Genomic DNA, 25744 nt, shown 5'->3' with positions numbered 1-25744 from the left:
GTGCCGCCCTGCCCCTGCGGCACGTCCGCGAGCAGGCGCACCGACTCGCCGGGCACGAAGAACGTGCTCCACAGCGGCTTGGAGGCCACGCCGGTGCTGTTCGTCGGATCCTTGAGCCCCTTGGTGTCATCACCCGTGACCTGGTACGAGTACAGGCCGGGCTTGAGCGGGCCGAGGACGCCGGACCAGACGTCGCCCCGCCGGGTCAGGCCGTACTCGGCCCAGGTGGCGGAGGGGCCGAAGTTGCCCTCGATGACGACCTGCGACACCTGGCCCACGCTGGCCTCGACGGCGGCGGCCGGGAGGCTGAAGGAGGCGTAACCGTCCTGGGAGAGGTTGAGCCACGGCGTGTCGGCCGCGGCCACGGCCGGGCGCGGCGCGGCTAACGCGGTGGCGATCAGCACGGCCCCGGTGACGGCCGCGTGGAGCCGGCGGCGCCCGCCCTGGGCGCGTGAGCTGCCGTGATAGGTTCCGGATGAAGGCATGCTTGAAGTCCCTTCGCGGGCCGGCTCCGGATGGCACCCGGCCGGCCCGATCTTTTTGCGCACAAACGTTGCTTGATCGATAAAGTTGTTATTGATCGATAAAGCTGTGATGACTGTGGTGTCCGCACCTCCGTTGGGGATCGATCGGGGAGGTGACGCGCGCCCGCGGGCGGCGTCAAGATTAGGGTGCTGCCGCGGTGGAGCCGCGCGTCACCAGGCGGGTCGGGAGCACGATCCGGCCGGGGCCCTCCCAGTCGCCGCACACCAGCGACTTGAGCATCCGGGCCGCCTCGTGGCCGAGCCGGTACATCGACTGGTCGACCGTGGTCAGCCCCGGCTCGCCGAGCGCGGACTCCGGGATGTTGTCGAACCCGGCCACCGACAGGTCACCGGGCACGCTCAGCCCCAGCTCCCTGGCGACCTCCAGGGTCTTCAGCGCCATCCCGTCGTTCGCCGCGAAGATCGCCGTCGGGCGGTCGGGCCGCTCCAGCAGCTCCCGCGCGAGCGGCGCCGCGGACTCGGCGTTGAAGTCGCCCCGCGCGATCAGGGCCGGGTCGGCCGCGATGCCGGCCGCGGCCAGCGCTCTGCGGTAACCCTCCTCCCGCGACCACGCGGCCTCCAGGCTGGAGCGGCCCGCGATGAAGCCGATGCGCCGGTGCCCCAGGGCGAGGAGGTGCTCGACCACGGCGGTGGCGCCCGCGAGGTTGTCGGCCGTCACCGCCGGCACCGTGGAGCCCATGGCGGGATCGATCGCGACGACCGGGGTGCCGCTGCGCACCTCGCCCGAGGGGGTTACCACGATGCAGCCGTCGGTGAGGGTGCCCGCCAGGCGGGCCAGGTGCCGCTGCTCCCAGCCCTCGGAGTAGGTGCCGTACAGGTCGCTGTTGGCGTAGATGATGAGGTCGAAGCCCGATTGGCTCAACGCGTCCATCACCCCTTTGAGCACCTCGGCCGTGTAGGACTGGAAGCTGTGGGTGACCAGCCCGAGCACGTTGGTGCGGCTGCGCCGCAGGCTCGTCGCGACGAGGCTCGACTCGTAGCCGAGCCGCTCGATCGCCGCGCGCACGTGGGCGACGGTGCTCGCGCTGACGCCGTAGCGCCCGTTGACCACCCGGGACACGGTCGCGGTGGACACGCCCGCCAAGCGTGCGACATCGCTCATCGTCACCGGCGCGCCGCCCTCGGCCATGCCGCCCTCACACGTTGCAATCGTTATCGGTTACGTTTGCAGCGCCAAGGTAAGCGATCAGGATGTCGGAAACAAGACCTTTTCACCAGGCCGTTCATCAGGTAGAAACATTGCCCGGAGCGTGTGGTCCCGGCCCGGTCGAGTCGCGGACACTCAGCGTCGTGGCGAGCTGGAGGTGGCGCGAGGCGGGCTGCACGCCGTCGGCCATGCCGAGGACGGTCTCGACCGCCATCCGGCCCATGCCGACGAGCGGCTGCCGCACCGACGTGAGCCGGGGCGTGGTCCACTGCGTCTGCGGCGTGTCGTCGAACCCGGTGACCGACAGCTCGCCGGGCACGGCGATGCCGAGCTCCTTGGCCGCGGCGAGCACCCCGACGGCGATCTCGTCGTTGCCCGCGACGATCGCGGTCGGCCGCTCGGGCAGCGAGAGCAGGTCGCGTCCGTGCCGCTGCCCCGCCTCGACGGCGAAGGCCTCGTGGCGCACCAGCGCGCGGTCGGGCGTGATGCCGGCCGAGTCGAGCGCGGCCTGGTAGCCGTGAAAGCGCTCCAGCGAGGGGGCCGAGCCGAGCGGCCCGCCGATCCAGCCGATGCGGCGGTGGCCGAGCCTGATCACGTGCTCGGTGGCCGAGCGGCCGCCCGCCCAGTTGGTGGAGCCGATGCTGACCAGGCGTGACTCGGTCGTGTCGATGGGGTCGATCGTCACGATCGGCAGCTCCAGCTCCTCGGCCGCGAGCAGCATCGCGTCGGGCATGGCGACGGCCAGCGCGATGAGGCCGACGACCCCGGAGGCCCGCTGCTCCTCCATCCAGCCGCGCGCCACCGCCGGGCTGGTGCTGACCGGCTCGCCCGGCGGCAGCCGCAGCAGCAGCTCGGCCTGCGCGGCGGTCGCGGCCACGAGGATGCCCTGGAGCACGGTGCCGGCGTAGCGGGACTCGACGATGTCGAGCACGGTGACGAGGGTGCGCTCGCGGGGCTGCTCGTGCCGTGCGGCCGTCGGCTTGTAGCCGATCTCGGCCATGACGCCGAGCACCAGATCGCGCGTCTTCGCCCCCACGTCGCTGCGACCGTTGAGCACCTTCGACGCGGTCGTCGGCGAGACGCCGGCCAGCCGGGCGACGTCCGCCAGCGTGGGCCGCTCGGAACGACCTCGCCGTCCCATCCAGGCTCCTTCCAGCAGGGCTTGCGAAATTATTTCGAAACCTACCACGAACGTTCCCGCCGGGTCGCCGCCCGTTGACAGGCGGCAGAGCAGGCTCCTAAGGTCTGCGCAACACCGAACATGTTGCGAATTATTTTCGTAACCAGCAGGACGAGAGGAGAGGCCGATGCGGCTCTCCCGCAAGCTCAGGCTCCTTTCCGCGGCCCTCGCGCCACTGCTCGCGCTGACCGCCTGCTCCGGCGGCAGCGGCGGCGGCGGGACGGGCCCGAGCGCGAACGAGCAGGTGAAGATCAAGGTTTGGAGCTGGGACGGCACCGTCGAAGGCGCCGTGGCCGGCTTCCAGGCCGCCAACCCGAACATCAAGGTCGAGGTCGTCAACGCGGGCTCCTCCCAGGACGAGTACAAGGCGCTCGACAACGCCATCCAGGCCGGCTCCGGCGTGCCCGACCTGGTGATGTTCGAGTACTTCGCCGTGCCGTACTTCGCCATCCCCGGCAAGCTCGCCGACCTCGGCGAGTTCGGCGCCGGCAAGCTCCAGCAGGACTACGTGCCCGCCGCGTGGAGCGACGTGACCGTGGGCGGCAAGGTCTACGCGCTGCCCTCCGACTACGGCCCGTCGGCGATGTTCTACAACGAGGCCACGCTGAAGAAGGCCGGCGTCGACAAGCCGCCGGCCACGTGGGACGAGTACTACGAGGCCGCCAAGAAGGTCCGCGCGCTCGGCGGCGACCACTACATCGCCCAGGACACCGGCGACATCTTCTTCCTGCTCTCGCTCATCTGGCAGGCCGGGGGCCGCCCATTCAAGGTGGACGGCACGAAGGTGCACATCGACTTCACCGACGCCGGCACGACCAAGGCCGTGGCCTTCTGGCAGAAGATGCTCGACGAGGGCCTGATCAACACGAAGATCACCGGCTGGTCCGACGACTGGAACCGGGCGCTCAACGACGGCAGCCTCGCCACCCAGACGATGGGCGGCTGGCTGACCTCGACGCTGCCCGAGCGCGCCCCGAAGGCCAGCGGCGACTTCAAGGTCGCCCTCATGCCGCAGTGGGAGCCGGGCACCAAGGTCGGGGCCGCCAACGGCGGCAGCTCCTTCGGCATCCCGGCGGCGGCCGAGCACAAGAAGGCGGCCTACAAGTTCCTGGAGTACTTCGCGCACGGCAAGGGGCTGTCGTCCCGCGTGGAGGCGGGCGCCTTCGTGCCGAACCTGTCGGTGCTGGACGACAAGGCGTTCCGCGACAAGGAGAGCACCTACTTCGGCGGCCAGAAGGTCGGCGCGGTGCTCGCCGAGGCCTCGGAGATCGTCGGCAGCGGCTGGCAGTACCCGCCGTTCTTCGAGTGGGCCCGCTCGATCTACGGCGACCTCGCCTCGCCGTTCTACACCACCGGCAAGGGCTCGCTGGCCGAGATCCTGGAGCAGTGGCGGCAGCGCTGCATCCAGTACGGCAACGAGCAGGGCTTCGAGGTGAGCTAGCGTGGCCCAGGCCCGTCAGCCCGACGCCGCCGCCGCTGCCCGCGGCCCGCGCAAGCCGCGCAGGCCGCAGGCGGGGCTGGCGTTCATCGCGCCCTTCGCGGCGCTGTTCGCCCTCGTGTTCATCGTGCCCATCCTGTACGCCGCCTACCTCAGCTTCTTCCAGGACAGGCTGGTCGGCGGCACCACGTTCGTCGGGCTCGACAACTACGCCAAGCTGGTGCGGGACCCGCAGTTCTGGGACGGCGTGGCGCGCGTGGCCCGGTTCACGCTCGTCCAGGTGCCGATCATGCTGGTGCTGTCCATGGCGCTGGCGCTGGCGCTCGACTCCATGCGCCTGCACGGCACGAAGTTCCTGCGGGTGACGATCTTCCTGCCGTACGCGGTGCCGGCGATCGTCTCGACGCTCATGTGGGGGTTCCTGCTGGGCGTCAAGTACGGCCTGTTCGGCAGCCTCAACAAGGCCCTGGGCACGGATTTCGACCCGTTCTCCCCCGGCACCACGCTCATCTCCATCGGAGTGATGGTGACGTGGGCGTTCACCGGCTTCAACATGCTCATCTTCTACGCCGCGCTCAAGGCGGTGCCGCGCGAGCTGTACGAGGCGGCCGCGATCGACGGCGCGAACGAGCTGCAGGTCGTGCGGGCGATCAAGCTGCCCGCGCTGCGCGGCTCGCTGGTCGTCACGGTCATCTTCTCGATCATCGGCACGTTCCAGATGTTCAACGAGCCGCAGATCCTGCCCTCGATGGTGGCCAACAGCGGCGTGACCACCTTCTACACGCCCAACCTGTACGCCTACAACCTGGCGTTCACCGGGTCCCAGCAGGGCTACGCGGCGGCGCTCGCCCTCGTCATGGCGGCGATCACGATCGCCGTCGCTTACGCCGTCCAGATCAGGGGGTTGCGCAATGCCTCGTCCGGCCGCTAGCCGCCTGCACACCGTGGGCAACCCGAGGAAGAGCACCACGCTCACGGTGATGACGGCCCTGTTCACCCTGTACTGCCTGCTGCCGCTGGTGTGGCTGGTGATCAACGCGACCAAGTCGCAGGCCGACTTCGTCTCGACGTTCGGGCTGGGGCCCGGCCGCGAGTTCGCGCTGTGGGACAACATCGCGCAGGTGTTCACCTACCAGGACGGGATCTTCGCCCGGTGGCTGCTCAACACCGTGCTCTACGTCGTCGTCGGCGCGACCGTGTCGACGTTCCTGGCCGCGCTCGGCGGGTACGCGCTGGCCAAGCTCGACTTCACCGGCAAGCGGGTGTTCCTCCTGGTCGTGCTGGGGTCGATCTCGGTGCCCGGCATCGCCCTGGCGATCCCGCAGTTCCTGCTGTTCGCGCAGCTCGGCATGACCGACACGCCGTGGGCGGTGCTCATCCCGTCCTTCATCAACCCGTTCGGGCTGTACCTGATGTGGGTGTTCACGGCCGAGGCGGTGCCGTCGGGGCTGCTGGAGGCGGCCAAGATCGACGGGGCCGGCGAGTTCAGGACGTTCCTGCAGATCGCGCTGCCGCTGCTGGCGCCGGCGGGCGTGACGGTGCTGCTGTTCTCGTTCGTGTCGATCTGGAACAACTACTTCCTGCCGCTGATCATGCTCAAGGATCCGGACTGGTATCCGCTGACGGTCGGCATCAACCAGTGGAACAAGCTCGGCTCGTCGGCCGGCAACGGCGCGCTCGTCCAGAACCTGGTGATCACCTCCGCGCTGCTGACGATCGTCCCGCTGATCATCGCGTTCCTCAGCCTGCAGCGGTACTGGCAGTCGGGCCTGGCGCTGGGCGCCGTCAAGGGCTGACCCTCTCCCCAACAGAAATGAGACCATGAACATCTGGATCGACGGCAGGCCGTGCGACGAGAGCGCGCTCCCGCACGTCTGGAGCCGGTGCGTCGGCGCCGGGCGGGCGAACGAGGCGCTGCGCGCCGACTGGCAGCGGCAGTTCGCCGAGATCGCCGCCCTCGGGGTGCGCTACCTCCGCTTCCACGGCGTCTTCCACGACGACATGTTCGTCTACCGGGCCCGCTACGGCGGCGGCTTCGGCCCCGACGCCCCGCTGCCCGCCCCCGTCCACACCTTCAGCTACGTGGACAAGGTGTTCGACTTCCTGCTCGACCACGGCGTGCGGCCCTTCGTCGAGCTGGGCTTCATGCCGCGCGACCTGGCGACCCAGACGGAGACCGTGTTCTGGTGGGGCGCCCACTGCAGCCCGCCCAACGACATGGAGCGCTGGGTCGAGCTGGTCACCCGGTCGGTCGAGCACTGGATCGGCCGCTACGGCCTGGACGAGGTGCGGCAGTGGCGCTTCGAGGTGTGGAACGAGCCGAACCTGGTCCCGCACTTCTGGACCGGCACCAAGACCGAGTACTTCGAGCTGTACGAGCGGACCGTGCGGGCGATCAAGGCCATCGACCCCGAGCTGAAGGTGGGCGGGCCCGCCACCAGCGTCTTCGTGCCGGACGACCGCTACAAGGGCGAGGTGGAGGACCGCTCCGCCGCGTTCGCCACCGCCGCCGCCGAGGACGTGGACGCGCTCGACTGGCGGCCGGTCTGGATCGAGGACTTCATCGCCTGGTGCGCCGAGCGCGAGCTGCCGGTCGACTTCATCTCCACCCACACCTACCCCACCGACTTCGCCTACGGCGCCAGCGGCGAGGCCGTGCAGATCACCCGGTACGCCGACGCCACGTACGACGACCTGACCCTGCTGCGCGAGCTGGTGCGCGGCAGCGCCTACCCCGACGCGGAGATCCACATCACCGAGTGGTCGACGTCGCCGTCCGCCCGCGACTTCATCCACGACACGCCGTTCGCGGCGGCCGCCATCACGCGGTCCTACCTGCAGTGCGCGACGCTGGCCGACTCGATCGCCTACTGGACCTTCACCGACGTGTTCGAGGAGGGCGGCGCGGGCATCGGGCCGTTCCACGGCGGGTTCGGCCTGGTCAACGAGGACGGGGTGCACAAGCCGACGTTCCACGCGTTCGCGATGCTGGCCCGGCTCGGGGACCGGGCGCTGCTGACGACGCCGCACGGGGTGGTGACGCGCGACAGCCGCACGTCGGCCGTCTCGGCGGTGTTCTTCAACTATCCCGAGGAGATGGGCGGCAAGGGGGTGGGGTCGGCGACCTCGTACGCGGCGGCCCGCTCGCTGGCCGGGGTGGGGCCGAGCCGGCGGATCCGACACTCGATCGGCGGGCTGGAGCCCGGCACCACGTTCCTGGTGGAGGTCGTGGACTGGCAGCACGGGAACGCCGCCGAAGCCTGGTACCGGCTCGGGTCGCCGCTGAACCTGTCCAGGGAGCAGGGCGCGTACCTGAGAGGGGTCGCCGATTCGCTGCTCAGGTACGCGCTGACCGTGCCCGCCGACGGGGTCCTGCACCTCGACGTCGAGCTCGCCCCGTGGGCGGTCATGTCCCTGCGCCAGTCGGGCGCGTAGCCCGGGTGGTCGCGCCGGAGGCGGTGGACCCCGCCGCCTCCGGCGCGGGACTTCAGGTGCGGGTCCAGCGCTGGTTGGCGCCGCCGTTGCAGGACCAGATGACCAGCTTGGTGCCGTTGGCGGTGGCGTTGTTGGGCACGTCCAGGCACTTGTTCGCGCCCACGGCCGTGATCGTGCCGTCGCTGTTGAGCCGCCACTGCTGGTTGGTCTGCCCGTTGCAGTCCCAGATGATCACGTTGGTGCCGTCGGCGGTGCCGCGGTTGTAGACGTCCAGGCACTTGGTGCCGAAGACGCGCAGCTCGCCGCTCGCGGTGGGCGTCCACTGCTGGTTCGGCTGGCCGTTGCAGTCCCAGATCTGCGCCTGCGCGCCGTTCGTCGCGGCGGCGCCGGTGACGTCCAGGCAGCGGCCCGAGCCGACGCCCTTGATCGTGCCGGTCGGCGTGGGCGTGATGCCGCCGCCGGTGACGAGGAACATGGCCGCCCCGTGCCCCGGCACGGACGCGCTGATCGTCCCCGTCGAGGTCGAGGTCGTGTGCGCCCACAGGTCACGCACCGTGTAGGAGGCGACCGAGCCCAGGCCCAGGGCGGCGGCGGTGGTGGAGATCGTCGAGGTCGAGGTGCCCCGGTTGAGCAGGACGACCGCGACCGAGCCGTTCGACATCGGCTTGCGCCACACCTCCAGGTTCCCGTTGTCGCTGATCTTGTGGCCCTGCCGGCCGCCCCAGTCCTGGTTGACCGCGATGACCTCGGTGTTCGTCAGGATGGTACGGGTCTCGGCGCTCATCGACCGGATGTCGTTGCCCGCGATGAGCGGGGCGTTCAGCAGCGACCACAGGCTGAAGTGCGCGCGCCCCTCGGTCGCCGTCAGCGAGCCGACGCCCACCTCCAGCATGTCCGGGTCGTTCCAGCCGCCCGGCCCCGAGTACGCCTCCAGCCCCACCTGCTGGTCGAGGATGCCCATGATGGAGTTCCAGTTGGCGGCGATGTCGCCCGTGGTGCGCCAGGAGTTGCCGACCGGCATCCCCCACGTCCACACGCTCTCCTGGCCCCAGTTGCACAGGCTGAACAGGATCGGCCGGCCGGTGGCGGCCAGCGCGTCCCGCATGGCGGTGTAGCGCTGCTGCCCGCTCTTGCCCTGGTGGTCGCCGCAGTTGTCGTACTTCAGGTAGTCGATGCCCCACGACGCCCACAGCGCGGCGTCGCGCTGTTCGTACCCCAGGCTGGCGGGGTAGCCCGCGCACGTGGTCGTGCCCGCCGAGGAGTAGATGCCGAGCTTCAGCCCCTTGGAGTGCACGTAGTCGGCCAGCGCCTTCATGCCGCTGGGGAACTTCTGCGGGTCCGCCACCAGATCGCCGGCGGCGTTGCGGCTCTTGGTCGACCAGCAGTCGTCGATGTTGACGTAGGTGTAGCCCGCCGCCGCCATGCCGCTGGAGACCATGATGTCCGCGGTCTGCCGGATCAGGCTCTCGTTGACGTTGCAGAAGAAGGTGTTCCAGTCGTTCCACCCCATCTGCGGGGTGCGGGCGAGCCCGTTGTCCAGGGCCGCGGCCGGCGTCGTGCCGCCGCCGGCGGCGACCAGGGCGCCGGCCGCCAGTAACGCCGCCAGGAGCCCTCTCATGATCTTGCGCATCCGGTTCCTCCTGTCCCGCCGGTCAGCCGCCGTTGAACTGCCACCAGTTCACGTTGAACAGGTAGCCGCTGCCGCCGGCGTACCTGAAGTACAGGTCGTGCGTGCCCGTCGCGCCACTCACCGGGCAGGTGACGGTCGTCCACGTCTGCCAGCCGCCGGTGCCGGGCACGGTGCACGTCCCCACGAGCTGGCCGTTGGCGCCGTCGAGGCGCAGCTCGATCCGGCCGCCGGAGCTCGCCGAGGCCACGCGGGCGGTGAAGGAGGTCGCGCCGGAGCCGAAGGCGACGCCCTTGACCTTGATGTAGTCGCCGTTCTCGATCCAGCCGACGTTCATGCCGCCCTCGCTGGCGCGCTCGGTCTCCACGCCGCTCTCCCAGGCGATCGTCTCGGCCTCCTGGCGCACGTACGGGTTCAGCGTCCCCACCTGCGGCGCCCCGGCCGTGGTCATCGTGATCGTCGGGATGGTGCCGTCGGCGTTGTAGGTGAACTTCTCCACCGCCACCGAGCGGGTGTAACCGCCGCCGCCCGGCAGCGCGCCGTTGTGGTAGAAGAAGTACGACCCGCCGTTGAAGTCGACGATGCCGGCGTGGTTGGTGAAGCTGCCGCCCTGCGTCGGCATGACCGTCCCCCGGTACGTCCAGGGGCCGGTGGGGCCGGGCGCCGTCGAGTAGGCGATGAACTCCGAGCAGCAGCGGGCGGCGAAGACGTTGTAGTAGAGGCCGTTGCGCTTGAAGATCCAGGGCCCCTCCTCGTACAGGGTGGGCCGGCTCGCGTTGCCGGTGCGGGTGCCGAACCCGGCCGTGGTCAGCGGGATCTGCGTGGGGCTGCCCGAGTACGAGATCATGTCGGCGTTCAGCCGGACGTACCACAGGTTCGGGTTGCCCCAGTACAGGTACGCCTGGCCGTTGTCGTCGATGAACACCGTGGGGTCGATCTCGCCGTTCCTGACCAGCGGGCGGCCGATGGCGTCGGTGAAGGGCCCGGTGGGGCTGGTGGAGACGCCGACGCCGATGGCCATCTGGCCGCTGGCCCGGTCCTTGACCGGCACGTACCAGTAGAACTTGCCGTTGCGCTCGATCGTCTGGCCGGCCCACGCGTCCGCGCTCGCCCAGGCGAAGGTGGACACGCTCATCGGGGAGCCGTGGTCGGTCCAGTTCACCATGTCCGCCGACGACCAGACCCGCCACTCCTTCATCGTGAAGTAGGTCGAGCCGTCCTCGTCGTGCCCGGTGTAGAGGTAGACGCGGCCGTTGTGCACCAGCGGGGCCGGGTCGGCGGTGTAGATGGTCTGGACGATCGGGTTGTCGGCCCTGGCCGGGCCGGTGATCACGGTCGCGGTGCAGAGCAGCGCCACGATCACGAGCCCGGCGCGCCGGAGTGCGGATGCCATTCTGTTCATCAGGCCCTGCTCCACTTCTGGTTCGCGCCGCCGTGGCAGGTGTAGAGCTGCAGCCGGGTGCCGTTGGCGGTGCCCTGGCCGACCGCGTCCAGGCACAGCCCCGACTGCACGCCGGTGATCGTGCCGTCCGTGTTGACGCGCCACTTCTGGTTGGCGCCGCCGTGGCAGGCGTAGATCTGGATGCGGGCGCCGTTGCCGGTGCCGGCGGCGTCCAGGCACTTGCTGCCGTAGACCTTCAGCTCGTCGGCGGAGGTCCGCGTCCACTGCTGGTTGGCCTGGCCGTTGCAGTCCCACAGCTGCACCTGCGTGCCGTCAGCGGTGCCGTTGTTCGGGACGTCCACGCAGCGGCCCGAGCCGACGCCCTTGATGGGCGCGGCCCCGTCGCCGGGCGTCGGGGTGGACGAGCCGCCGTCGTCCAGGCCGAAGAAGCGGATCGCGTACGCGGCCATCCCGGTGTGCGGCAGGTTGTGGCCGGCGCCGCTGATCGTGTACGACTCCACCTGCCCGGACCCGAACACCCGCCTGGTCCAGCCGGACTGCGGGCTGTCGGTCGAGGTGGGCGTCTGGCTCAGCCCGTGCACGTTCGTCCACTGGTCGACCTCCTCCTGCAGCATGGAGTACGCCAGGACGTTGTCGGCGGTGCCGTGCCAGGCCATCACGCGCGGCCGGGGCCCGGTGTAGCCCGGGTAGGCGTTCCTGACCAGGTCGCCCCACTGCTGCGGCGTCTTGTCGCCGCAGCCGGCCGGCCCGAGGCAGCCGTAGGGGACGCCGGCGAACGGCGCGCCCGCCTTGAACACGTCGGGGTAGGTGGCCAGCAGGTTGAGCGTCTCCATGGCGCCGGAGGAGAAGCCGGTGGCGAACACCCGCTCGGGGTCGCCGTTGTAGCGCTGCAGGGCGTAGCTCACCATGGACACGATCGACACGGGGTCGCTGCCGCCGGCGTGGCGCAGGGCCTCGTTCGACCACACGTCGAAGCAGTTCGACATGCCGTTGGCGCTCTTGTTCGCCTGCGGGTAGATGACGACGAAGCCGTACCGGTCGGCCAGGGAGGCGAACTCGGTGCCCTGGTGGAAGCCGGGGGCCCAGCCGTTGCAGCCGTGCATCGCGACCAGCACGCCCGGCCTGGCCGCCACCCGGTCGGGCACGTAGATGTACATCCGCAGGCCGCCGGGGTTGTTGCCGAAGCCCGTCACCTCGGTCAGGGCCGCGGCCGACGCGCGGGGCGCGCCCGCGAGAAACATGGCCAGCACGGTAGCCGCGACCGCGACCAGTGCCGCCAGGGCGCCGGCGAAGCCCGCGTACCCTCTCCTGCGCGCTTGCATGTCGTGCGCCTCTCTCATCGTTCCGCCTCCCGCTGTTAGCGCTAACAATCTGGAGCGCCGATCGGACTGCTGATCTTCGGGCCGGTGGGGGCCGGTGGCGGAGGGAGCAAATCCGAGGCGGAAAGGTACTGTCAAGACCAGTCAGGGCGGCGGTCGGGTGGCGGGGGTCGCGGCCGCCACGCTCACCTCGTATTTTCGGTTCCGGAGGCGAATGATCGGCATGAAACTTTCACGCCGAAATCATCCCGACCCGCCGATTCGAAAGTTTCAGGACCCGCGCTTCCCTATACAACGAGGCCAATCCGCCTACCCGCAAGGAGGTGATCCCGAAACTTTTCAGCTTTTCCTTGACAATTTTCGGGACGCTTCCCAAACTGAGTGCCCGAGACGATCTCCCCCATGACATGTCGCGCTCCCCATGAGCGCGGGTGCGGCCGGCCGGCACGCTCCTCCCCCCAGGATTCGTTTATGGAGGCTCAGGCATGAGCGTGAACGCCATGTCCCCATCCACCGCCCCCCGCCCGCGCGGCGCCCGCCGCCGCGCGATCATCGCCAGCGCGCTCGGCGCACTCGGCCTGATCACCGCGTTCGCGACGGCGATCCCCGCCGACGCCGCCGCCAGCACGCTCGGCGCCGCCGCCGAGCAGAGCGGCCGCTACTTCGGCACCGCCATCGCCGCCGGCAGGCTCGGCGACTCGGCCTACACGACGATCGCCAGCCGCGAGTTCAACATGGTGACCGCCGAGAACGAGATGAAGATCGACGCCACCGAGCCCAACCGGGGGCAGTTCAACTTCAGCAGCGGCGACCGCGTCTACAACTGGGCCGTGCAGAACGGCAAGCGCGTGCGCGGCCACACCCTGGCCTGGCACGCCCAGCAGCCCGGCTGGATGCAGTCGCTGTCGGGCAGCTCGCTGCGCCAGGCGATGATCGACCACATCAACGGCGTCATGAACCACTACAAGGGCAAGATCTACGCCTGGGACGTGGTCAACGAGGCGTTCGCCGACGGCAACTCCGGCGGCCGGCGCGACTCCAACCTCCAGCGCACCGGCAACGACTGGATCGAGGTCGCCTTCCGCACCGCGCGCAACGCCGACCCCGCCGCCAAGCTCTGCTACAACGACTACAACATCGAGAACTGGACCTGGGCCAAGACGCAGGGCGTCTACAACATGGTCAGGGACTTCAAGTCGCGGGGCGTGCCGATCGACTGCGTCGGCTTCCAGTCCCACTTCAACAGCGGCAGCCCGTACAACAGCAACTTCCGCACCACCCTGCAGAGCTTCGCCGCCCTCGGCGTGGACGTGCAGATCACCGAGCTGGACATCCAGGGCGCCTCGCCCTCCACCTACGCCGCGGTCGTCAACGACTGCCTGGCCGTGCCCCGCTGCAACGGCATCACCGTGTGGGGCGTGCGCGACCAGGACTCCTGGCGCTCCGGCGACACCCCGCTGCTGTTCAGCGGCAGCAACAAGAAGCCGGCCTACGACGCCGTGCTGAACGCGCTCAACGGCGGCACCACCACGACGCCGACGCCGGGCGGGAACGCCGGGCAGATCAAGGGCACCGCCTCCGGCCGCTGCGTGGACGTCCCGAACAACAGCACCAGCGACGGCCAGCAGGTGCAGCTCTGGGACTGCAACAACGGCAGCAACCAGCAGTGGTCGCAGACCTCCGCCGGTGAGCTGAAGGTGTACGGCAGCAAGTGCCTGGACGCCGGCGGCAGCGGCAACGGCGCCCGGATCCAGATCTACGCCTGCCACGGCGGCGCCAACCAGCAGTGGCGCGTCAACAGCGACGGCAGCATCGTGGGCGTCCAGTCCAACCTGTGCCTCGACGCCATCGGCCAGGGCACGGCCAACGGCACCGGGCTGCAGCTCTACACCTGCCACGGCGGCGGCAACCAGAAGTGGACCTACACCCCCACCTCCGGCTGACCCGCTGAGCGGCGGTCACGGACAGAGCCGGGCCTCGGTGGCGGCAGTAGCCGCCGGGGCCCGGCTCGGCAATGGACGGACGGCCCGCCACCGCAGCACCTTCGGCCATGCACTCCCCGCGCCCCGGCCGCCAGGGTGAGAGCAGGAGCCAGAAGGCGTGGACACATGTGCGATTACTGCGGTTGCCGGGACTTTCCGCTGATCGGCCACCTGTCCCAGGAGCACAGGGACATCCAGGAGTGCGCGGGGGCGCTGCGCCGGGCCCTGCGCGAAGGGCGGCACGGCGAGGCGGCCGCCCTCCTGGACGAGCTGCTGACCCGGCTGCTCCCGCACACCGCCGCCGAGGAGGGCGGGCTGTTCGCCGAGCTGCGCGCCGAAGGGTCGCTGGCCGGGGAGGTGGAGCGGCGATCTGGCGAGACGACCTGGCGCGGCCACCCTGTCACCTCACCTGGAACAGGCCGTGCGCGCCCGCCTCCGCCCGGCGCATCGCGTGGTCCACCACGGGATAGGTGCCCGCCTCGGGGAAGACCAGCTCGGCGAACCCGCCCTGGGCCGGCGCCAGGTCGAGCACCTGCGCCCCGCCCGGCTCGCCCGCCCGCAGCAGGTACGCGCCCTCCTTGTAGACGGTGTCGAACGGCGCGCCGACCACGTGCAGCGCCGCACCGGAGCCGGGCCCGGCCGCGACCGCCCAGATGCGCACCCGCTCCCCCGCCCTGGCCTGGAGCGGGGCGTGGTCGTAGCCGGCGGCGGTGCCGTTGAACATCCAGCCGTCCGGGGCGCCCTGCCGGATCTTGGCCACCTGGGCGTCGCCGCCCGGCTCGCCCAGGTACACCTCGCCGTGCACGAGCAGGAACTCGCGGTCCACCGCCGCCAGGCCGGGCGGGTCGATGACGACCGCGCCGTACATGCCGTTGGCCAGGTGCTGGCTCATCGGCATGGTCGAGCAGTGGTACAGCCACGCGCCCGCGTGCTCCGCCCGGAAGCGGTAGGTCAGCCGCTCCCCCGGCTGGATCGTCCGCATCACGCCGTCCGGCGCGTTCGCCCCGGCGTGGAAGTCGAGGCCATGCCCCATCGAGCCGGCGTTGACGAACGTCACCACGAACACGTCCCCGACCTTGCCGCGCAGCACCGGGCCCGGCACGGTGCCGTTGAACGTCCACACCCGCTGCCTGACCCCGGGCGCCACCTCCTGGACGGCCGTGTCGGTGGCGCGCAGCTCCACGTGGTGCTCGGTGCCGCCGGGCGCGGGGCGCAGCGTCGCGTCGTACGGCCGCCAGCCCTGGGACATGGGCGCGGCCGGGTCCAGCTTCGGGTGGGCCCCGTGGCCGGCGCCTTCCGCCGTGCCGCGGGCGCCTTCCGCTGTGTCGCCGGTGTCTTCCGCTGTTCCGGTCGGGACGATGCGCATGCTCATGCCCGCCGGCCGGTGCCCCGCGACCGTGCACCAGCCGTCCACCACCCCGGCCAGGGGCGGCAGGGTCAGCGTGGCGCTCCGGCCGGGGGCCAGCAGCGGGGTGCGCTCCCCGGTGGCCAGGCGCAGGTCGTGGCGCTGGGCGTCGGCGTTCGTCACGCGCAACGTCAGCACGGTGCCGGCGGGCGCCTCGATCACCGCCGGTCGGATGCTCATCCCCGCCAAGGTCACCTCGACCGTCCGGGAGCCGGTCGCGGTCACCGGCCATGATTCGCTCGTCGAGGCGACGACGACCGCGGCGGCGGTCAGCAGGCAGCCCACGGCCACCCCGGCGAGCGCGGGCAGGGACCGCCGCCACCTGCCGCCGCCTTCCGGGCCCGGTGCCCGGCCGCGGGTCACTTCCGGGCCGGGGGCCCGGCCGCGGGTCAGCGCGGTCACGGCCAGGGCGACGAAGGTCAGGACCGCGCCCAGCACCAGCGCCCAGCCCAGCACCGTCACCGGCCGCGGCACGGGCAGCGCGAGCAGCGGCACGCCGAGGTTGAGCGCCGCCAGCCGCACCGGCCAGCCGCGCTCCAGCAGCGCCGCGTTCTCCTTGAACCGGGCCGGGCCGCCGCCCAGCACCGCGGGCAGCAGGTGCAGCAGCGACCCGAGCAGCACCTGGGCGACGAACCCGGCCAGCACCAGCGGCAGCAGCGGCTCCAGCGCGGCGGCGACCTCGTCGGGCGTCCGGGTGGCGACGATCACCAGGTCGGCGGCCAGCGCCACCTCGAACCAGCCGGCGGCGGCGGCCAGCGTCCACGAGGCGCCGGTGTGCGGGCGCCGCCGCCGCAGCGCCTCGGCCAGCGGCACGAACGCCGCCAGTCCCCCGGCGGCGTAGGCGACCAGCCCGGCCAGGGCCGTCCACCGCGAGCCCGCCAGGAGCCCGCCCACGGTGAGCGCGAGCCCGGGCGCGGCCAGCCACAGCCCCGCGCGGGACGCCCGCCGCGTGCCGTCCGCCATGCGGGTGCGCAGCACCGTCGGCCACAGCGTGAACAGCGTGCCGAGCACGGTCAGGCCGACCCAGCCGAGCAGGTTCACCTGGGCGTGCGCGGCCTGCAGCCGCTCGTGCGCCGCCCCGTGCGCGGCGTGCGCGGCCAGCAGCCCGCCGAGGACGCCGCCGGTCGCGAGGGCGGCGGCGGCGCTGACGTACCAGCCGATGACGTGCCCGAAGCGGCCGGGCAGCGCCTGCCGCACCAGCCGGACCAGGACGGCGGCGTGCCCCAGCACCACCCCGGCGACCAGCGCCGCGCCCGCCACCGCCGCCTGCCACGGCCCCGTCGCGACGCCGGCCAGCACCGCCGCCGTGCCCGCGTTGAGCAGGGCGAGGCGGGCCAGTCCCGCCCGCCGGGACGGGGTGCGCACGCGCAGCAGCGCCACCGTGAAGTGCTCGCTCCAGACGAGGATCGCGGTGGAGACCGCGCCGAGGAGGAACACGTGGATCAGCAGCCAGCGCGGCGCCGGCAGGGCCTCGCCCGCCAGCGCGGTCGCCACGGTCAGGGCCAGCCAGGCGATCACGATCGCGTTCGCCCGCAGGTGCCAGGAGGCACGCGAGCGCGGCAGCGGCGGCCTGCCGGTCTCCACGCGGATGTCGACCGCGCCCACCCGGTCACCTCCTTGTCGTCGGGTGTCCCGGCTCAGCGGGCACCGGCGGGCTCGGCCGGGCGCCGGGCGGCCAGCGCACGGACCGCGGTGACCGTGAGGGCCAGGGTCAGGGCGGCGGTGACGGCCAGCAGGGCCAGGCCCAGCCCGTACGAGCCGAGCCGCCCGTACAGGAAGCCCATCACCAGGGGCGGCATGAAGCCGCCGAGACCGCCGGCGGCGCCGACCAGCCCGGTGACCGAGCCGACCTTGTCGGCGGGGGCGACCAGCGCGACCAGCGCGAAGGTGGCGCCGCTGCCGGCGCCCAGCGCGGCGGCCATGGTCAGGAAGGCGAGTGTGCCGACCGGCATCAGGCCGGGCGTGAGCGCCTGCACCCCCGCCATGACGGCGATCACCGCGAACACGCCGGTCAGCACCCGTACGGGGCCGAACCGGTCGGACAGCCAGCCGCCGAGCGGCCGGGCCAGGACGGCGAGCGCGACGAACCCGGCCATCCGGTTGGCGGCGTCGGCCTGCTCCAGGCCGTAGCCGGCCTGGAGGTAGGCGGGCAGGTAGACGGAGAAGGCCACGTAGCCGCCGAACGCGACCGCGTACAGCACGCACGCCTGCCACGTGATCGTCAGCTTCGCGGTGGCGGCCATGCGGGCGAGCAGCGGCTCGCTCGCGACGCTGCGGCCGGGCGCGTCCCGCAGCACCAGCCAGGCGACGGCGGCGTATCCGGCCAGGGCCGCCGCGGTGAGCAGGAACGGGGTGGCGGCGCCGCCGGCACGGACCAGGGGCACCGTGGTCAGCGCGCCGATCGCGGTGCCGCCCATCCCGGCGCCGAACACGCCGATCGCCAGGCCGCGCCGGTGTGGCGGGAACCAGGCGTTGACGAACGGCACGCCGACGGCGAAGACGGTGCCGCCGATGCCCAGGAAGAATCCGCCGGCGAGGAGCGCCGGCAGCGACGTCTGCCCGAACAGGCCGATGAACAGCACGGGCACGATGGTGGCGGCGGAGATCAGCGGGAACATCACCCGGCCGCCGAAGCGGTCGGTGAGCGCGCCGACGGGGATGCGGCCGAGCGAGCCGACGATCACCGGCACGGCGACCAGGAGCGCCTGCTGGCCCGCGGACAGGCCGAGCAGGTCCTTGAAGCGCGGGCCCAGCGGGCTGAGCAGGGCCCAGGCCCAGAAGTTCACCGCGAAGCCGGCGGTCGCCAGGCTCAGCATGAGCACGGGTCTGCGGTTCGTCATGGCGGTCGTCGTGTTCGTCATGCCTTCCTCACCTGTCGCGAGCCACGGGGGCGGCCGCCGCTGCCTGCGGCGCGTCTCTCATCCCAGCTCACGGGGCCTGGCGCGGCCTATGGACGAAGGTCCCGGCCTTATGGGACTTACGGCGGGGCACGACGGACGCCCCCTGGCCGGGAAGGCCAGAGGGCGTCCTTTCAAGGGGGGCTCAGGTGTCGAGTTGCCTGGCCTCGCGGCCGTGCACGATGAGGGCGTAGAGCACCAGCACGTCCACCGCGATGACCGCCAGCGACCACCACGGGTTCACGCCGATCCAGGTGAGCTGGGTCATCGCGTTCAGCATGACCAGGATCGCGGCGACCACGCGGGCCCACGTCTGGCCGACGCTCACGGCGAGGCCGGTGGCGAGGAGCACCACGCCGAAGATCAGGTGCAGCCATCCCCAGGTGGACACGTCGAAGAACAGCAGCCGCAGCGGCGTGCGGACGTAGACGTCGTCGTTGATGACCGCGTACAGGCCCCCGATGATGTTGAAGACGCCGGCGATGATCATGAGCATCCCGGCGAACCAGATCCAGCCGACCCAGCCGCTGACGTGCCGTGTGTGATGGTAGGTCATCGAAGCACCCTCCCCCTTCGGCCCTGACCCCGTGTCGGGCTCGTGGTCCCGTTCCGGCCTCCCCCTACCCCGATCGAACCCCCCAAAAGCACATAAAAAGGTATATATCGGACAGGCTTCACGTCAGCGTGGGCCGAGCGGGAGCGGATCGAAGGCGTACCCCGCCCACAGCGCGCGCGACGTCTCCTCCGGATACGCCGCCACGGCCGGCTCGGCGCCGACGACCCAGGCGAGGCGCTCTTCCGGCTCGTACGCCGGCCAGCCCGGATCTCCCGTCGCCGCGAAAGCGGTCCAGGCCGCCCGCACCCTGGCCGACAGCTCCGCCGCGGCCGGCGGCGGCTCCTGGCCGAGCAGCAGGGCCGCCACTCCCTCGGTCAGATTCCCGAACGTCAACGGCAGGCCGAGGCCGTGACAGGCGCCCAGCACGTCACCGCCCATGCCGGGGGCCGGCCAGGTCAGCTCGAACAGGCGGGTGCCGCCGCCGCGCCGCTGATGGGCCTCGGCCAGGCGCAGCGACGGCATCCGGAACAACCAGTCCGAGTGCACCAGCTCGAACAGCCGCTCCTCACCGGCGTCCGGGAAGGCGGCCCGGTAGGCGGCCGGGTCGGGGGCCAGCTGCCGCAGCGCGGCGTCCGTGCGTTCGGCGGTGATCTGGCCGAGGTCGCCCTTGATCAGCATGAAGAGGCGGTACTCGTCGCGATTGTGCCCGACGATCAACTCCACACCGGACGCGCCGTCCGCGGCCCCGGGCGCGGGCCCGTCCGGCACGGACCTCCATGGCACGTCGGGCAGCACCTCGCCGTCCACGACCGGCGCGAACGGCGTCTGGACGTACGCGGCTCCGCCCCACCGCGGGCAGCCGCCCGACTTGTCCGCCACCGCGTCACCGGCGTCGATCAGCCGCTCCGGCGGCAGGTTCCCCAGCTCGCCCGCGTCCGGAGGCAGGCCCAGCTCGGCGGCCACGGCGGCGGCGATGTCCGCGGCCACCTCGGCGGAGAAGAACAGGCCCGGCACGCTCAACGCGATCGCCCGGCGGAACAGCCCCGCGGCCGAGGGCATGGTCATCAGCGCCGCGATGCTGCCCGCGCCCGCCGACTCGCCGAAGACGGTGACCCGGTCCGGGTCCCCGCCGAACGCCGCGATGTTGTCACGCACCCACCGCAGCGCCGCCACCTGGTCGAGCAGGCCGCGGTTGGCCGGCGCCCCACGGAAGTGCCCGAAGCCCTCCGCCGAGACCCGGTAGTCGAACGTGACCACGACCACGCCGTCACCGGCCAGCACCCGGCCGTCGAAGAGCGGGTCGCCGGACCAGCCGTACATGTATCCGCCACCCTGGATCCACACCATCACCGGCAGCCGGGCGGCACCCAGGCTCGGGGACCAGACGTTGACGGTCAGCCAGTCGCCGTCGCCGCCGTCCGCGCGGGACGCGCCGAGCAGCCGCGACTGCGGCGGCGGCGCCCCGAACGTCACCGCCTCCCGCACCCCGTCCCACGGCTCGGCCGGCACCGGCGCGGCCAGCCGGAGCGCCCCGATCGGCGGCCGCCCGAACGGCACGCCGCGGAACACGGCCACGCCGCCCTCCATCCGGCCGCGCAGCCTGCCCGCCCTCACCCTGACCTCGGGACCTGCGGATCCGATGGCGCCCATGACACGCTCCTCGTCCGGGATACCGGCCTCCACGGGCCGGGCGCGGCCATCCTCCCCCGGCCGCCGCACCCACCGCACCCGGATAAACCACCGGCCCCGGTCCCCCGACGGCTTCAGGGGCCGCGGCGGGCGCGCCGGCGCGGCGGGCGGCGGCAGCGCGGTGGCAGCGCGGTGGCAGCGCGTGAACGGCACCGCCGATCACGACATCTCACGGACCGCCGACCCGGCGGACGGCCACGGGCCGGTGCGGACGTCCGCGAGCAGGACGGACGTGGCGCCGGGACGATCGCCTCGGTGCCAGGCCCGGTGCGGAGGCCGCGCAGCGCCGCGAACGGGTCGAGCGCGGCTTGGCCGCCAGTGACGCGGTGCTCGTCGCCGGAGCGGCCGGCCATAACGGCGGCCCGGTCCACACGGGCCGGGCCGCCCTGAGTGGCCCCCCGCATCCGCCGGAGGCGACTGGCCGAAAGCGACTCGCAGGCGATGCGCCCGTGGCAGGCGACTGGCTCGGCGAAGGCGACTCGGCCACCGACGGCGGCTCGCCCACCGAGGCGGCGAGGGTGCGGGGTGGGTGGTTCAGCACCAGGTCAGCGTGGAGTTCACCCGTGTCACGTTGCTGATCGTGTTGTTGCTGCCGGTGCACGGGCTCCACCGGATGCCGGTGTTGCTGACCGTCAGGTTCTGGAACCGGATGCCCGACGACGGCGGGAACTCCGTGCGGGCCGCGATGCGCACCTCGCCGCCGCCGCTGATCGTGCCCGACACGCCCGCGATGACGACGTTGTAGCAGTTCTCCACCAGGACGGAGTTGTTGCCGGTGTTGGCGATGTCGACCCGGTCGATGGTGGCGCCGCCGCTCTCCGAGACGCAGAAGACGCCGCGGCCGCCGCCGCGCGCCTTGACGGTGCCGACGCGGATGTTGTTCGGGTAGGAACTGCCGATGCGGCCGTTGCGGTTGGCCATGCGGAAGGCCGCGTAGCCGGTGCCGGCGCCGGCGTTGTCGGCGTCCACGGTGCCGATCGTGGCGTTGATGGTCTGGTTGAGCAGCAGGCCCGACTCGCCGACGCTGCGGGCCGTCACGGTGCCGACGGTGAGGCCGTCCACGCCGTACGTCTCCATGGCGTGCGAGCCGGCACCTTGCACGTACACGTTGTCGACCCGGACGTTGCGGGTCCACTGGCTGGTGTCGCCGCGGTTGTCGATGCGGACACCGAGGCCCGCGCCGAGCCGCATGTCGATCTGGCCGAGCCAGACGTTGGTGACGTTGCGCAGGAAGATGCCGTAGACGGGGGTGCCGGTGACGTTGAGGTACGGGACCTCGATGTTCGTGGTGCCCCGGGAGTAGACCGGCGCGTAGTCGCCGCTGCCGGAGCCGGTGACGTTGATCGTGCCGCAGACCGACAGGGACGTGTGACTGGGCAGCGAGATCCGGCTGCCGGCGCTCATCGAGCCGTTGCCGCGCACGACGATCCGCTGGATGGAGGTGCGCCCGGCGGTGAGGCTGCCGATGCCCGCCTGGACGGCCGCCCGGAAGTCGGTGCCGGTGTAGACGGCGGCGCCGGCGCTGTTGCGGGCGGTCCAGGTGCTGCCGCTGACCGTCACCTGCGCCTGGAAGGTGCCGTCGCCGCAGGCCGCGGCGGAGGCGGGGGGCGAGCCGAGTGCGAGGCCGCCCGCGAGGACGGCGAGGACCGCGCCGATCCGGGCGAGCCTGCGGCCCTTTTCGGGGGTGCGTAACGCGGGAGTGGTGGTCATGAGTTCCTCCGTTGCGTCGAGGGACGTCTCGCGGCCTTTCTTTGAACGTTTCAGAGAGGTTCGAGGCACGGCGGGCCGTCGAAGGGCCGAGGAGAGTCACGCAGCGTCGCCGCGACCCCGTACTTCATGGGCCGGACATCGAACTCTCGAAGCGCACCTCGTCACGGGATGTACATAACCGGGATAAAAACGATTCAGGCCGCCTTGCCCCCGAGAGGTTAAGGATCGATCACGGTGGTGTCAAGCGGGGTGACGTACGGGTGGGCGTGGCGGGTTTCCGCAGGGCTCTTGAACGTCCGCGAAAGACGAATGACGCTACCGCATGATTACACAGAGTGACGGGCATAACACTTCTCGTCCCGAAGAGGGATCACCTAGTCCGAAATAGGCCCATGTGTCGGGAGAAGTTGGGGGCATCGGCGATGCGGAACGGCAGCACCATCCTCGTCAGCACGTCCACGGCGGTGCTGCTCGTGACCGCCGGCTGCGCCTCGGGCGGCGGCACCGGCGCGCCGCCTCAGGAGTCCCGGCCGCTCCCGCCGCCCGGCCTGACGATCACGCCGGTGGACGGCGCGAAGAAGGTCCCGCCGGACACGGGGATCGGCGTCCGGGTCACCGGCGGCAAGGTCACCGCGCTGTCGGTCGCCGACGCCAAGGGGCGCGAAGTCAGCGGGGTCCTGGCGGCCGATGGCACGTGGCGGCCGCGCTGGCCGTTGCGGCCGGCCACGACGTACACGGTGCGGGCGCAGGCCACCGGCGCCGACGGCAGGCAGATGGTCACGGAAAGGTCCGCGTTCACCACGCTGAAGCCGAGGAAGGTGCTGGAGATCGGCATGTCGCCGCTGGACGGCGAGAGGGTCGGCGTGGGGATGCCGATCCAGGTCCTGCTGTCGAAGCCGGTGACCGCACGCGAGGACCGGGCGGCGGTGGAGCGGTCGCTGGAGGTGCGGATGTCGCAGCCGGTCGAGGGTGCGTGGAGCTGGGTGAGCGACCGGGAGGTGCAGTTCAGGCCGCGCGAGTACTGGCCGAGCGGCGAGCGGGTCACGGTGGTCGCCCACCTGGCGGGTCTGCGGATCGGCGGCGGCTTCTGGGGGACCAAGGACCGCACGTTGTCCTTCACCGTCGGCCCCGAGCACATCACCACGATCCGGAACAAGACGCACCGGGCGATCGTCCGCAAGAACGGCGAGGTCGTCCGGAGGATCCCGGTCAGCCTGGGCAAGCCGGGCTACGAGAGCTGGTCCGGCACCATGATCGCCCAGGAGAAGGCGGAGGACTTCCTGATGGACTCCGCCACGATCGGCATCCCGGGCGAGTACTTCCACCACACGAAGTGGAACGTGCGGATGACGTACAGCGGCATGTTCTTCCACGCCGCCCCCTGGTCGACCGGCGCGCAGGGCCGCCGCAACGTCAGCCACGGCTGCGTGAACGCGAGCACGAGCAACGCCCGCTGGTTCTACGGCTTCACGCAGCGGGGCGACATCATCGAGGTGACGGGCACCTCGCGGCGGCTGCGGTTCGGCAACGGGCCGACGCCCTGGGCCAAGTCGTGGCAGGAGTGGCTGGCGGGCAGCGCCCTAAACACTTCGACCGACGCCTGAGAGCAGCGCACCCGAGGGGGTGTCGGCCGCGACGAGGGCCAGCAGCCCGGGGAAGGCCCGCTCGACCTCGTCGCGGCGCAGCGCGTTCATGCGCGAGGTGCCGACGTAGTACTGCCGGATCAGGCCGGCCTCGCGCAGCACGTTGAAGTGGTGGGTGGCGGTGGACTTGCTGACCGGCAGGTCGATGACGCCGCACCGCAGGTCCTCGCCGGCGGCGTGCAGCTCGCGGACGATCTGCCGGCGCACCGGGTCGACCAGGGCTTCGAGGACCTGCTGCAGGCTGATCTCGGCGGGGTCGGGGTGCGGCGGCACCCGGTCCTGCCCGGCTCGTCGCGCTGTGACCATGGTCCCCATCGTACGACAACCATCGAACCATGCCGTCCCGGACGGGATCAGACGCCCGCCGCGATCTTGAGCAGGAGGACGCCGCCGATGATCGCGGCGAACGAGCCGAGCTTGGCCGGGGTGATCCGCTCCTTGTAGATGAGGGCGCCGAGCACGACCGTGCCGATGGAGCCGACGCCGGTCCAGATGGTGTAGCCCACGCCGACGTCGAGGGTGCGCAGCGCAAGGCTGAGGGTGAAGATGCCGCCGGCCGCCGCCAGCAGCGTGAAGACCGACGGCCACAGGCGGGTGAAGCCGCGGGTGGCGTTGGTGCCGAGGGCGAAGCAGATCTCGAAGACGATCGCGATGGACAGGTAGATCCAGGCCATGGTACGGAAACCTTTCTATGGGAGCGGGTCAGGCGGCGGACGGCTTGCTCGCGGACAGGCGGTCGGAGAGCTTGAGCCCGAGCACGCCGCCGATGATCAGCACGAACGCCAGGGCCTTCCAGATCGTGATCTGCTCGCCGAAGATGACGGCGCCGAGCACGACGGTGCCGACGGAGCCGATGCCCGTCCACACGGTGTAGCCGACGCCGACGTCCAGCGTGCGCAGGGCGAGGCTGAGGAAGAAGATGCCGCCGGCCGCCGCGCCCGCCGTGAGCAGGGACGGCCAGAGCTGCGTGAAGCCTTCGGTGGCGTTGGTGGCCAGGGCGAAGACGACCTCGAAGACGGCGGCGACGAGCAGGTAGATCCAGGCCATCACATGACTCCTATTTGTATGTATCTGCAAGTAAATGCCCGATGGGCAGAATGATGTATGTACATGTATTCTTCTGTCAAGCCGGTCTTCAAGATCCTGGAACGAGGAGATCCCCATGGCCTCCGAAGCCCCCGCCGCGCCGCCCGTCCCGGACGTCGCCGCGACCTGGCACCGCGTGCTGCTCCTGCACGCCAGGGTGGAGAGCAGGCTCGCCACCGCCCTGCAGCGCCACCACGGCATCGGCCTGTCGGAGTACCGGGCGCTCGGCCACCTCGCCGCCTCCCCCACCAGCGAGCTGCGCATGCAGGAGCTGGCCGACAAGGTCGGGCTCAACCAGAGCTCGGTGACCCGCCTGGTCGCCCGGCTGAACGCGGCCGGCTTCGCCTACCGCGACCTGTGCCCCGACGACAAGCGGGGCGTCTACACCGTCATCACCGAGGCGGGCCGGGCCAGGCACGCGGAGGCGAGCCGCACGTACGAGGAGACCCTGAGCGCCGCGCTGGAGGCGGCGGGCCAGGCGGACCCCCAGCTCTCCGGCACGCTCGCGGCGCTGAGCGCGCGGGTCGGCGGGGAGTAGCGGCAGCACGGCAGAGCACCGCTGCGCGAAGCGTCATCCTCTCCCCCGGGACGGGCCGTCGGCCCCGTTCCGGGAAAGCAGGACAGCGAGGCAGGAGAGGCGCATGCGTGGAGCAGTTCCGTACGCCCCGGGAGACGTCCGCGTC

General features: G+C 71.6%; 21 protein-coding genes and 1 pseudogene. 8 read left to right on the top strand and 14 right to left on the bottom strand.

What is annotated here, in order from left to right:
* The 3 genes from HCN51_RS43050 to HCN51_RS43040 all read right to left on the bottom strand — a co-directional run.
* Nucleotides 1–485 (bottom strand): early set domain-containing protein (locus HCN51_RS43050; RefSeq protein WP_206068546.1); only part of this gene is annotated, 485 nt, incomplete at its 3' end.
* Nucleotides 486–666: 181 nt separating this feature from the next.
* Nucleotides 667–1647, bottom strand: coding sequence for a LacI family DNA-binding transcriptional regulator (locus tag HCN51_RS43045; RefSeq protein ID WP_240973838.1), 981 nt, complete (start codon nt 1645–1647; stop codon nt 667–669).
* Between the two features lie 124 nt (nt 1648–1771).
* Nucleotides 1772–2833, bottom strand: coding sequence for a LacI family DNA-binding transcriptional regulator (locus HCN51_RS43040; RefSeq protein ID WP_168017761.1), 1062 nt, complete (start codon nt 2831–2833; stop codon nt 1772–1774).
* 166 nt (nt 2834–2999) lie between these two features.
* Here HCN51_RS43040 and HCN51_RS43035 point away from each other — a divergent pair, with 166 nt between their 5' ends.
* From HCN51_RS43035 to HCN51_RS43020, 4 genes are read left to right on the top strand one after another with little or no spacing between them, the layout of a single operon-like run.
* Nucleotides 3000–4313 carry an ABC transporter substrate-binding protein gene (locus HCN51_RS43035; protein ID WP_168017760.1) on the top strand — a complete coding sequence of 438 codons (1314 nt, stop codon included), beginning with the start codon at nt 3000–3002 and terminating at the stop codon, nt 4311–4313.
* Nucleotide 4314: 1 nt separating this feature from the next.
* Nucleotides 4315–5241, top strand: a complete 927-nt coding sequence (locus tag HCN51_RS43030; protein ID WP_168017759.1) for an ABC transporter permease subunit — start codon at nt 4315–4317, stop codon at nt 5239–5241.
* Nucleotides 5242–5290: 49 nt separating this feature from the next.
* Nucleotides 5291–6106 carry a carbohydrate ABC transporter permease gene (locus HCN51_RS43025; RefSeq protein WP_206068544.1) on the top strand — a complete coding sequence of 272 codons (816 nt, stop codon included), beginning with the start codon at nt 5291–5293 and terminating at the stop codon, nt 6104–6106.
* 25 nt (nt 6107–6131) lie between these two features.
* Nucleotides 6132–7745, top strand: a complete 1614-nt coding sequence (locus HCN51_RS43020) for a GH39 family glycosyl hydrolase (RefSeq protein WP_168017757.1) — start codon at nt 6132–6134, stop codon at nt 7743–7745.
* Nucleotides 7746–7797: 52 nt separating this feature from the next.
* Here the strand turns inward: HCN51_RS43020 and HCN51_RS43015 are convergent, their stop codons facing one another.
* From HCN51_RS43015 to HCN51_RS43005, 3 genes are read right to left on the bottom strand one after another with little or no spacing between them, the layout of a single operon-like run.
* The gene (locus HCN51_RS43015) at nt 7798–9375 is read right to left on the bottom strand and encodes a glycoside hydrolase family 27 protein (RefSeq protein WP_168017756.1); all 1578 of its coding nucleotides are present in this window, start codon (nt 9373–9375) and stop codon (nt 7798–7800) included.
* A gap of 22 nt (nt 9376–9397) precedes the next feature.
* Complete coding sequence (locus HCN51_RS43010; RefSeq protein ID WP_168017755.1) at nt 9398–10765, bottom strand: glycoside hydrolase family 43 protein; 1368 nt, start codon at nt 10763–10765, stop codon at nt 9398–9400.
* Nucleotides 10766–10773: 8 nt separating this feature from the next.
* Nucleotides 10774–12114 (bottom strand): extracellular catalytic domain type 1 short-chain-length polyhydroxyalkanoate depolymerase, encoded by a 1341-nt coding sequence (locus HCN51_RS43005; RefSeq protein ID WP_240973837.1) that lies wholly within the window; start codon nt 12112–12114, stop codon nt 10774–10776.
* Between the two features lie 464 nt (nt 12115–12578).
* Here HCN51_RS43005 and HCN51_RS43000 point away from each other — a divergent pair, with 464 nt between their 5' ends.
* Nucleotides 12579–14036 (top strand): endo-1,4-beta-xylanase, encoded by a 1458-nt coding sequence (locus HCN51_RS43000; protein ID WP_206068543.1) that lies wholly within the window; start codon nt 12579–12581, stop codon nt 14034–14036.
* Between the two features lie 165 nt (nt 14037–14201).
* A pseudogene (locus HCN51_RS62640) lies at nt 14202–14429 on the top strand (hemerythrin domain-containing protein); the annotation flags it as partial.
* A 46-nt stretch (nt 14430–14475) separates the two neighbouring features.
* On the opposite strand, the gene HCN51_RS42995 reads toward HCN51_RS62640, so the two are convergent.
* From HCN51_RS42995 to HCN51_RS42975, 5 genes are all read right to left on the bottom strand, one after another.
* Entirely contained in the window at nt 14476–17085 is a 2610-nt protein-coding gene (locus HCN51_RS42995) for a multicopper oxidase domain-containing protein (protein ID WP_168017754.1), read from the bottom strand.
* Nucleotides 17086–17117: 32 nt separating this feature from the next.
* Nucleotides 17118–18341 carry an MFS transporter gene (locus HCN51_RS42990; RefSeq protein WP_168017753.1) on the bottom strand — a complete coding sequence of 408 codons (1224 nt, stop codon included), beginning with the start codon at nt 18339–18341 and terminating at the stop codon, nt 17118–17120.
* A gap of 181 nt (nt 18342–18522) precedes the next feature.
* Entirely contained in the window at nt 18523–18933 is a 411-nt protein-coding gene (locus HCN51_RS42985; RefSeq protein ID WP_080037986.1) for a DUF7144 family membrane protein, read from the bottom strand.
* A gap of 123 nt (nt 18934–19056) precedes the next feature.
* Nucleotides 19057–20583, bottom strand: a complete 1527-nt coding sequence (locus tag HCN51_RS42980) for a carboxylesterase/lipase family protein (RefSeq protein ID WP_168017752.1) — start codon at nt 20581–20583, stop codon at nt 19057–19059.
* A 573-nt stretch (nt 20584–21156) separates the two neighbouring features.
* Nucleotides 21157–22332: a hypothetical protein gene (locus HCN51_RS42975; protein ID WP_206068542.1), complete on the bottom strand. Its 1176-nt coding sequence runs from the start codon at nt 22330–22332 to the stop codon at nt 21157–21159.
* 422 nt (nt 22333–22754) lie between these two features.
* Here HCN51_RS42975 and HCN51_RS42970 point away from each other — a divergent pair, with 422 nt between their 5' ends.
* The gene (locus HCN51_RS42970; protein WP_168017751.1) at nt 22755–23936 is read left to right on the top strand and encodes a L,D-transpeptidase; all 1182 of its coding nucleotides are present in this window, start codon (nt 22755–22757) and stop codon (nt 23934–23936) included.
* Here HCN51_RS42970 and HCN51_RS42965 read toward each other — a convergent pair.
* From HCN51_RS42965 to HCN51_RS42955, 3 genes are read right to left on the bottom strand one after another with little or no spacing between them, the layout of a single operon-like run.
* Nucleotides 23913–24281 carry an ArsR/SmtB family transcription factor gene (locus HCN51_RS42965; protein ID WP_168017750.1) on the bottom strand — a complete coding sequence of 123 codons (369 nt, stop codon included), beginning with the start codon at nt 24279–24281 and terminating at the stop codon, nt 23913–23915. The two genes, HCN51_RS42970 and HCN51_RS42965, sit on opposite strands and share 24 nt — an antisense overlap.
* Nucleotides 24282–24328: 47 nt before the next feature.
* Entirely contained in the window at nt 24329–24649 is a 321-nt protein-coding gene (locus HCN51_RS42960) for a DMT family transporter (protein ID WP_168017749.1), read from the bottom strand.
* 28 nt (nt 24650–24677) lie between these two features.
* The gene (locus HCN51_RS42955) at nt 24678–25022 is read right to left on the bottom strand and encodes a DMT family transporter (protein WP_080037981.1); all 345 of its coding nucleotides are present in this window, start codon (nt 25020–25022) and stop codon (nt 24678–24680) included.
* A gap of 115 nt (nt 25023–25137) precedes the next feature.
* Between HCN51_RS42955 and HCN51_RS42950 the strand changes: the two genes are divergently transcribed.
* Nucleotides 25138–25599, top strand: coding sequence for a MarR family winged helix-turn-helix transcriptional regulator (locus HCN51_RS42950; protein ID WP_168017748.1), 462 nt, complete (start codon nt 25138–25140; stop codon nt 25597–25599).
* Nucleotides 25600–25744: the final 145 nt, after the last annotated feature.

This window comes from Nonomuraea composti, assembly GCF_012034275.1.
GTDB lineage: Bacteria > Actinomycetota > Actinomycetes > Streptosporangiales > Streptosporangiaceae > Nonomuraea > Nonomuraea composti.
This window is presented reverse-complemented; position numbering and strand designations above follow the sequence as displayed.

Coding starts and splice junctions, on each gene's coding strand:
- HCN51_RS43035 (WP_168017760.1), top strand. CDS start 3,000: ATGCGGCTCTCCCGCAAGCTCAGGCTCCTTTCCGCGGCCCTCGCGCCA.
- HCN51_RS43040 (WP_168017761.1), bottom strand. CDS start 2,833: ATGGGACGGCGAGGTCGTTCCGAGCGGCCCACGCTGGCGGACGTCGCC.
- HCN51_RS42990 (WP_168017753.1), bottom strand. CDS start 18,341: ATGACGAACACGACGACCGCCATGACGAACCGCAGACCCGTGCTCATG.
- HCN51_RS43020 (WP_168017757.1), top strand. CDS start 6,132: ATGAACATCTGGATCGACGGCAGGCCGTGCGACGAGAGCGCGCTCCCG.
- HCN51_RS43015 (WP_168017756.1), bottom strand. CDS start 9,375: ATGCGCAAGATCATGAGAGGGCTCCTGGCGGCGTTACTGGCGGCCGGC.
- HCN51_RS43000 (WP_206068543.1), top strand. CDS start 12,579: ATGAGCGTGAACGCCATGTCCCCATCCACCGCCCCCCGCCCGCGCGGC.
- HCN51_RS43010 (WP_168017755.1), bottom strand. CDS start 10,765: ATGGCATCCGCACTCCGGCGCGCCGGGCTCGTGATCGTGGCGCTGCTC.
- HCN51_RS42975 (WP_206068542.1), bottom strand. CDS start 22,332: ATGACCACCACTCCCGCGTTACGCACCCCCGAAAAGGGCCGCAGGCTC.
- HCN51_RS42950 (WP_168017748.1), top strand. CDS start 25,138: ATGGCCTCCGAAGCCCCCGCCGCGCCGCCCGTCCCGGACGTCGCCGCG.
- HCN51_RS42960 (WP_168017749.1), bottom strand. CDS start 24,649: ATGGCCTGGATCTACCTGTCCATCGCGATCGTCTTCGAGATCTGCTTC.
- HCN51_RS43005 (WP_240973837.1), bottom strand. CDS start 12,114: ATGAGAGAGGCGCACGACATGCAAGCGCGCAGGAGAGGGTACGCGGGC.
- HCN51_RS42955 (WP_080037981.1), bottom strand. CDS start 25,022: ATGGCCTGGATCTACCTGCTCGTCGCCGCCGTCTTCGAGGTCGTCTTC.
- HCN51_RS43025 (WP_206068544.1), top strand. CDS start 5,291: ATGACGGCCCTGTTCACCCTGTACTGCCTGCTGCCGCTGGTGTGGCTG.
- HCN51_RS42970 (WP_168017751.1), top strand. CDS start 22,755: ATGCGGAACGGCAGCACCATCCTCGTCAGCACGTCCACGGCGGTGCTG.
- HCN51_RS42980 (WP_168017752.1), bottom strand. CDS start 20,583: ATGGGCGCCATCGGATCCGCAGGTCCCGAGGTCAGGGTGAGGGCGGGC.
- HCN51_RS43045 (WP_240973838.1), bottom strand. CDS start 1,647: ATGAGCGATGTCGCACGCTTGGCGGGCGTGTCCACCGCGACCGTGTCC.
- HCN51_RS42965 (WP_168017750.1), bottom strand. CDS start 24,281: ATGGTCACAGCGCGACGAGCCGGGCAGGACCGGGTGCCGCCGCACCCC.
- HCN51_RS42985 (WP_080037986.1), bottom strand. CDS start 18,933: ATGACCTACCATCACACACGGCACGTCAGCGGCTGGGTCGGCTGGATC.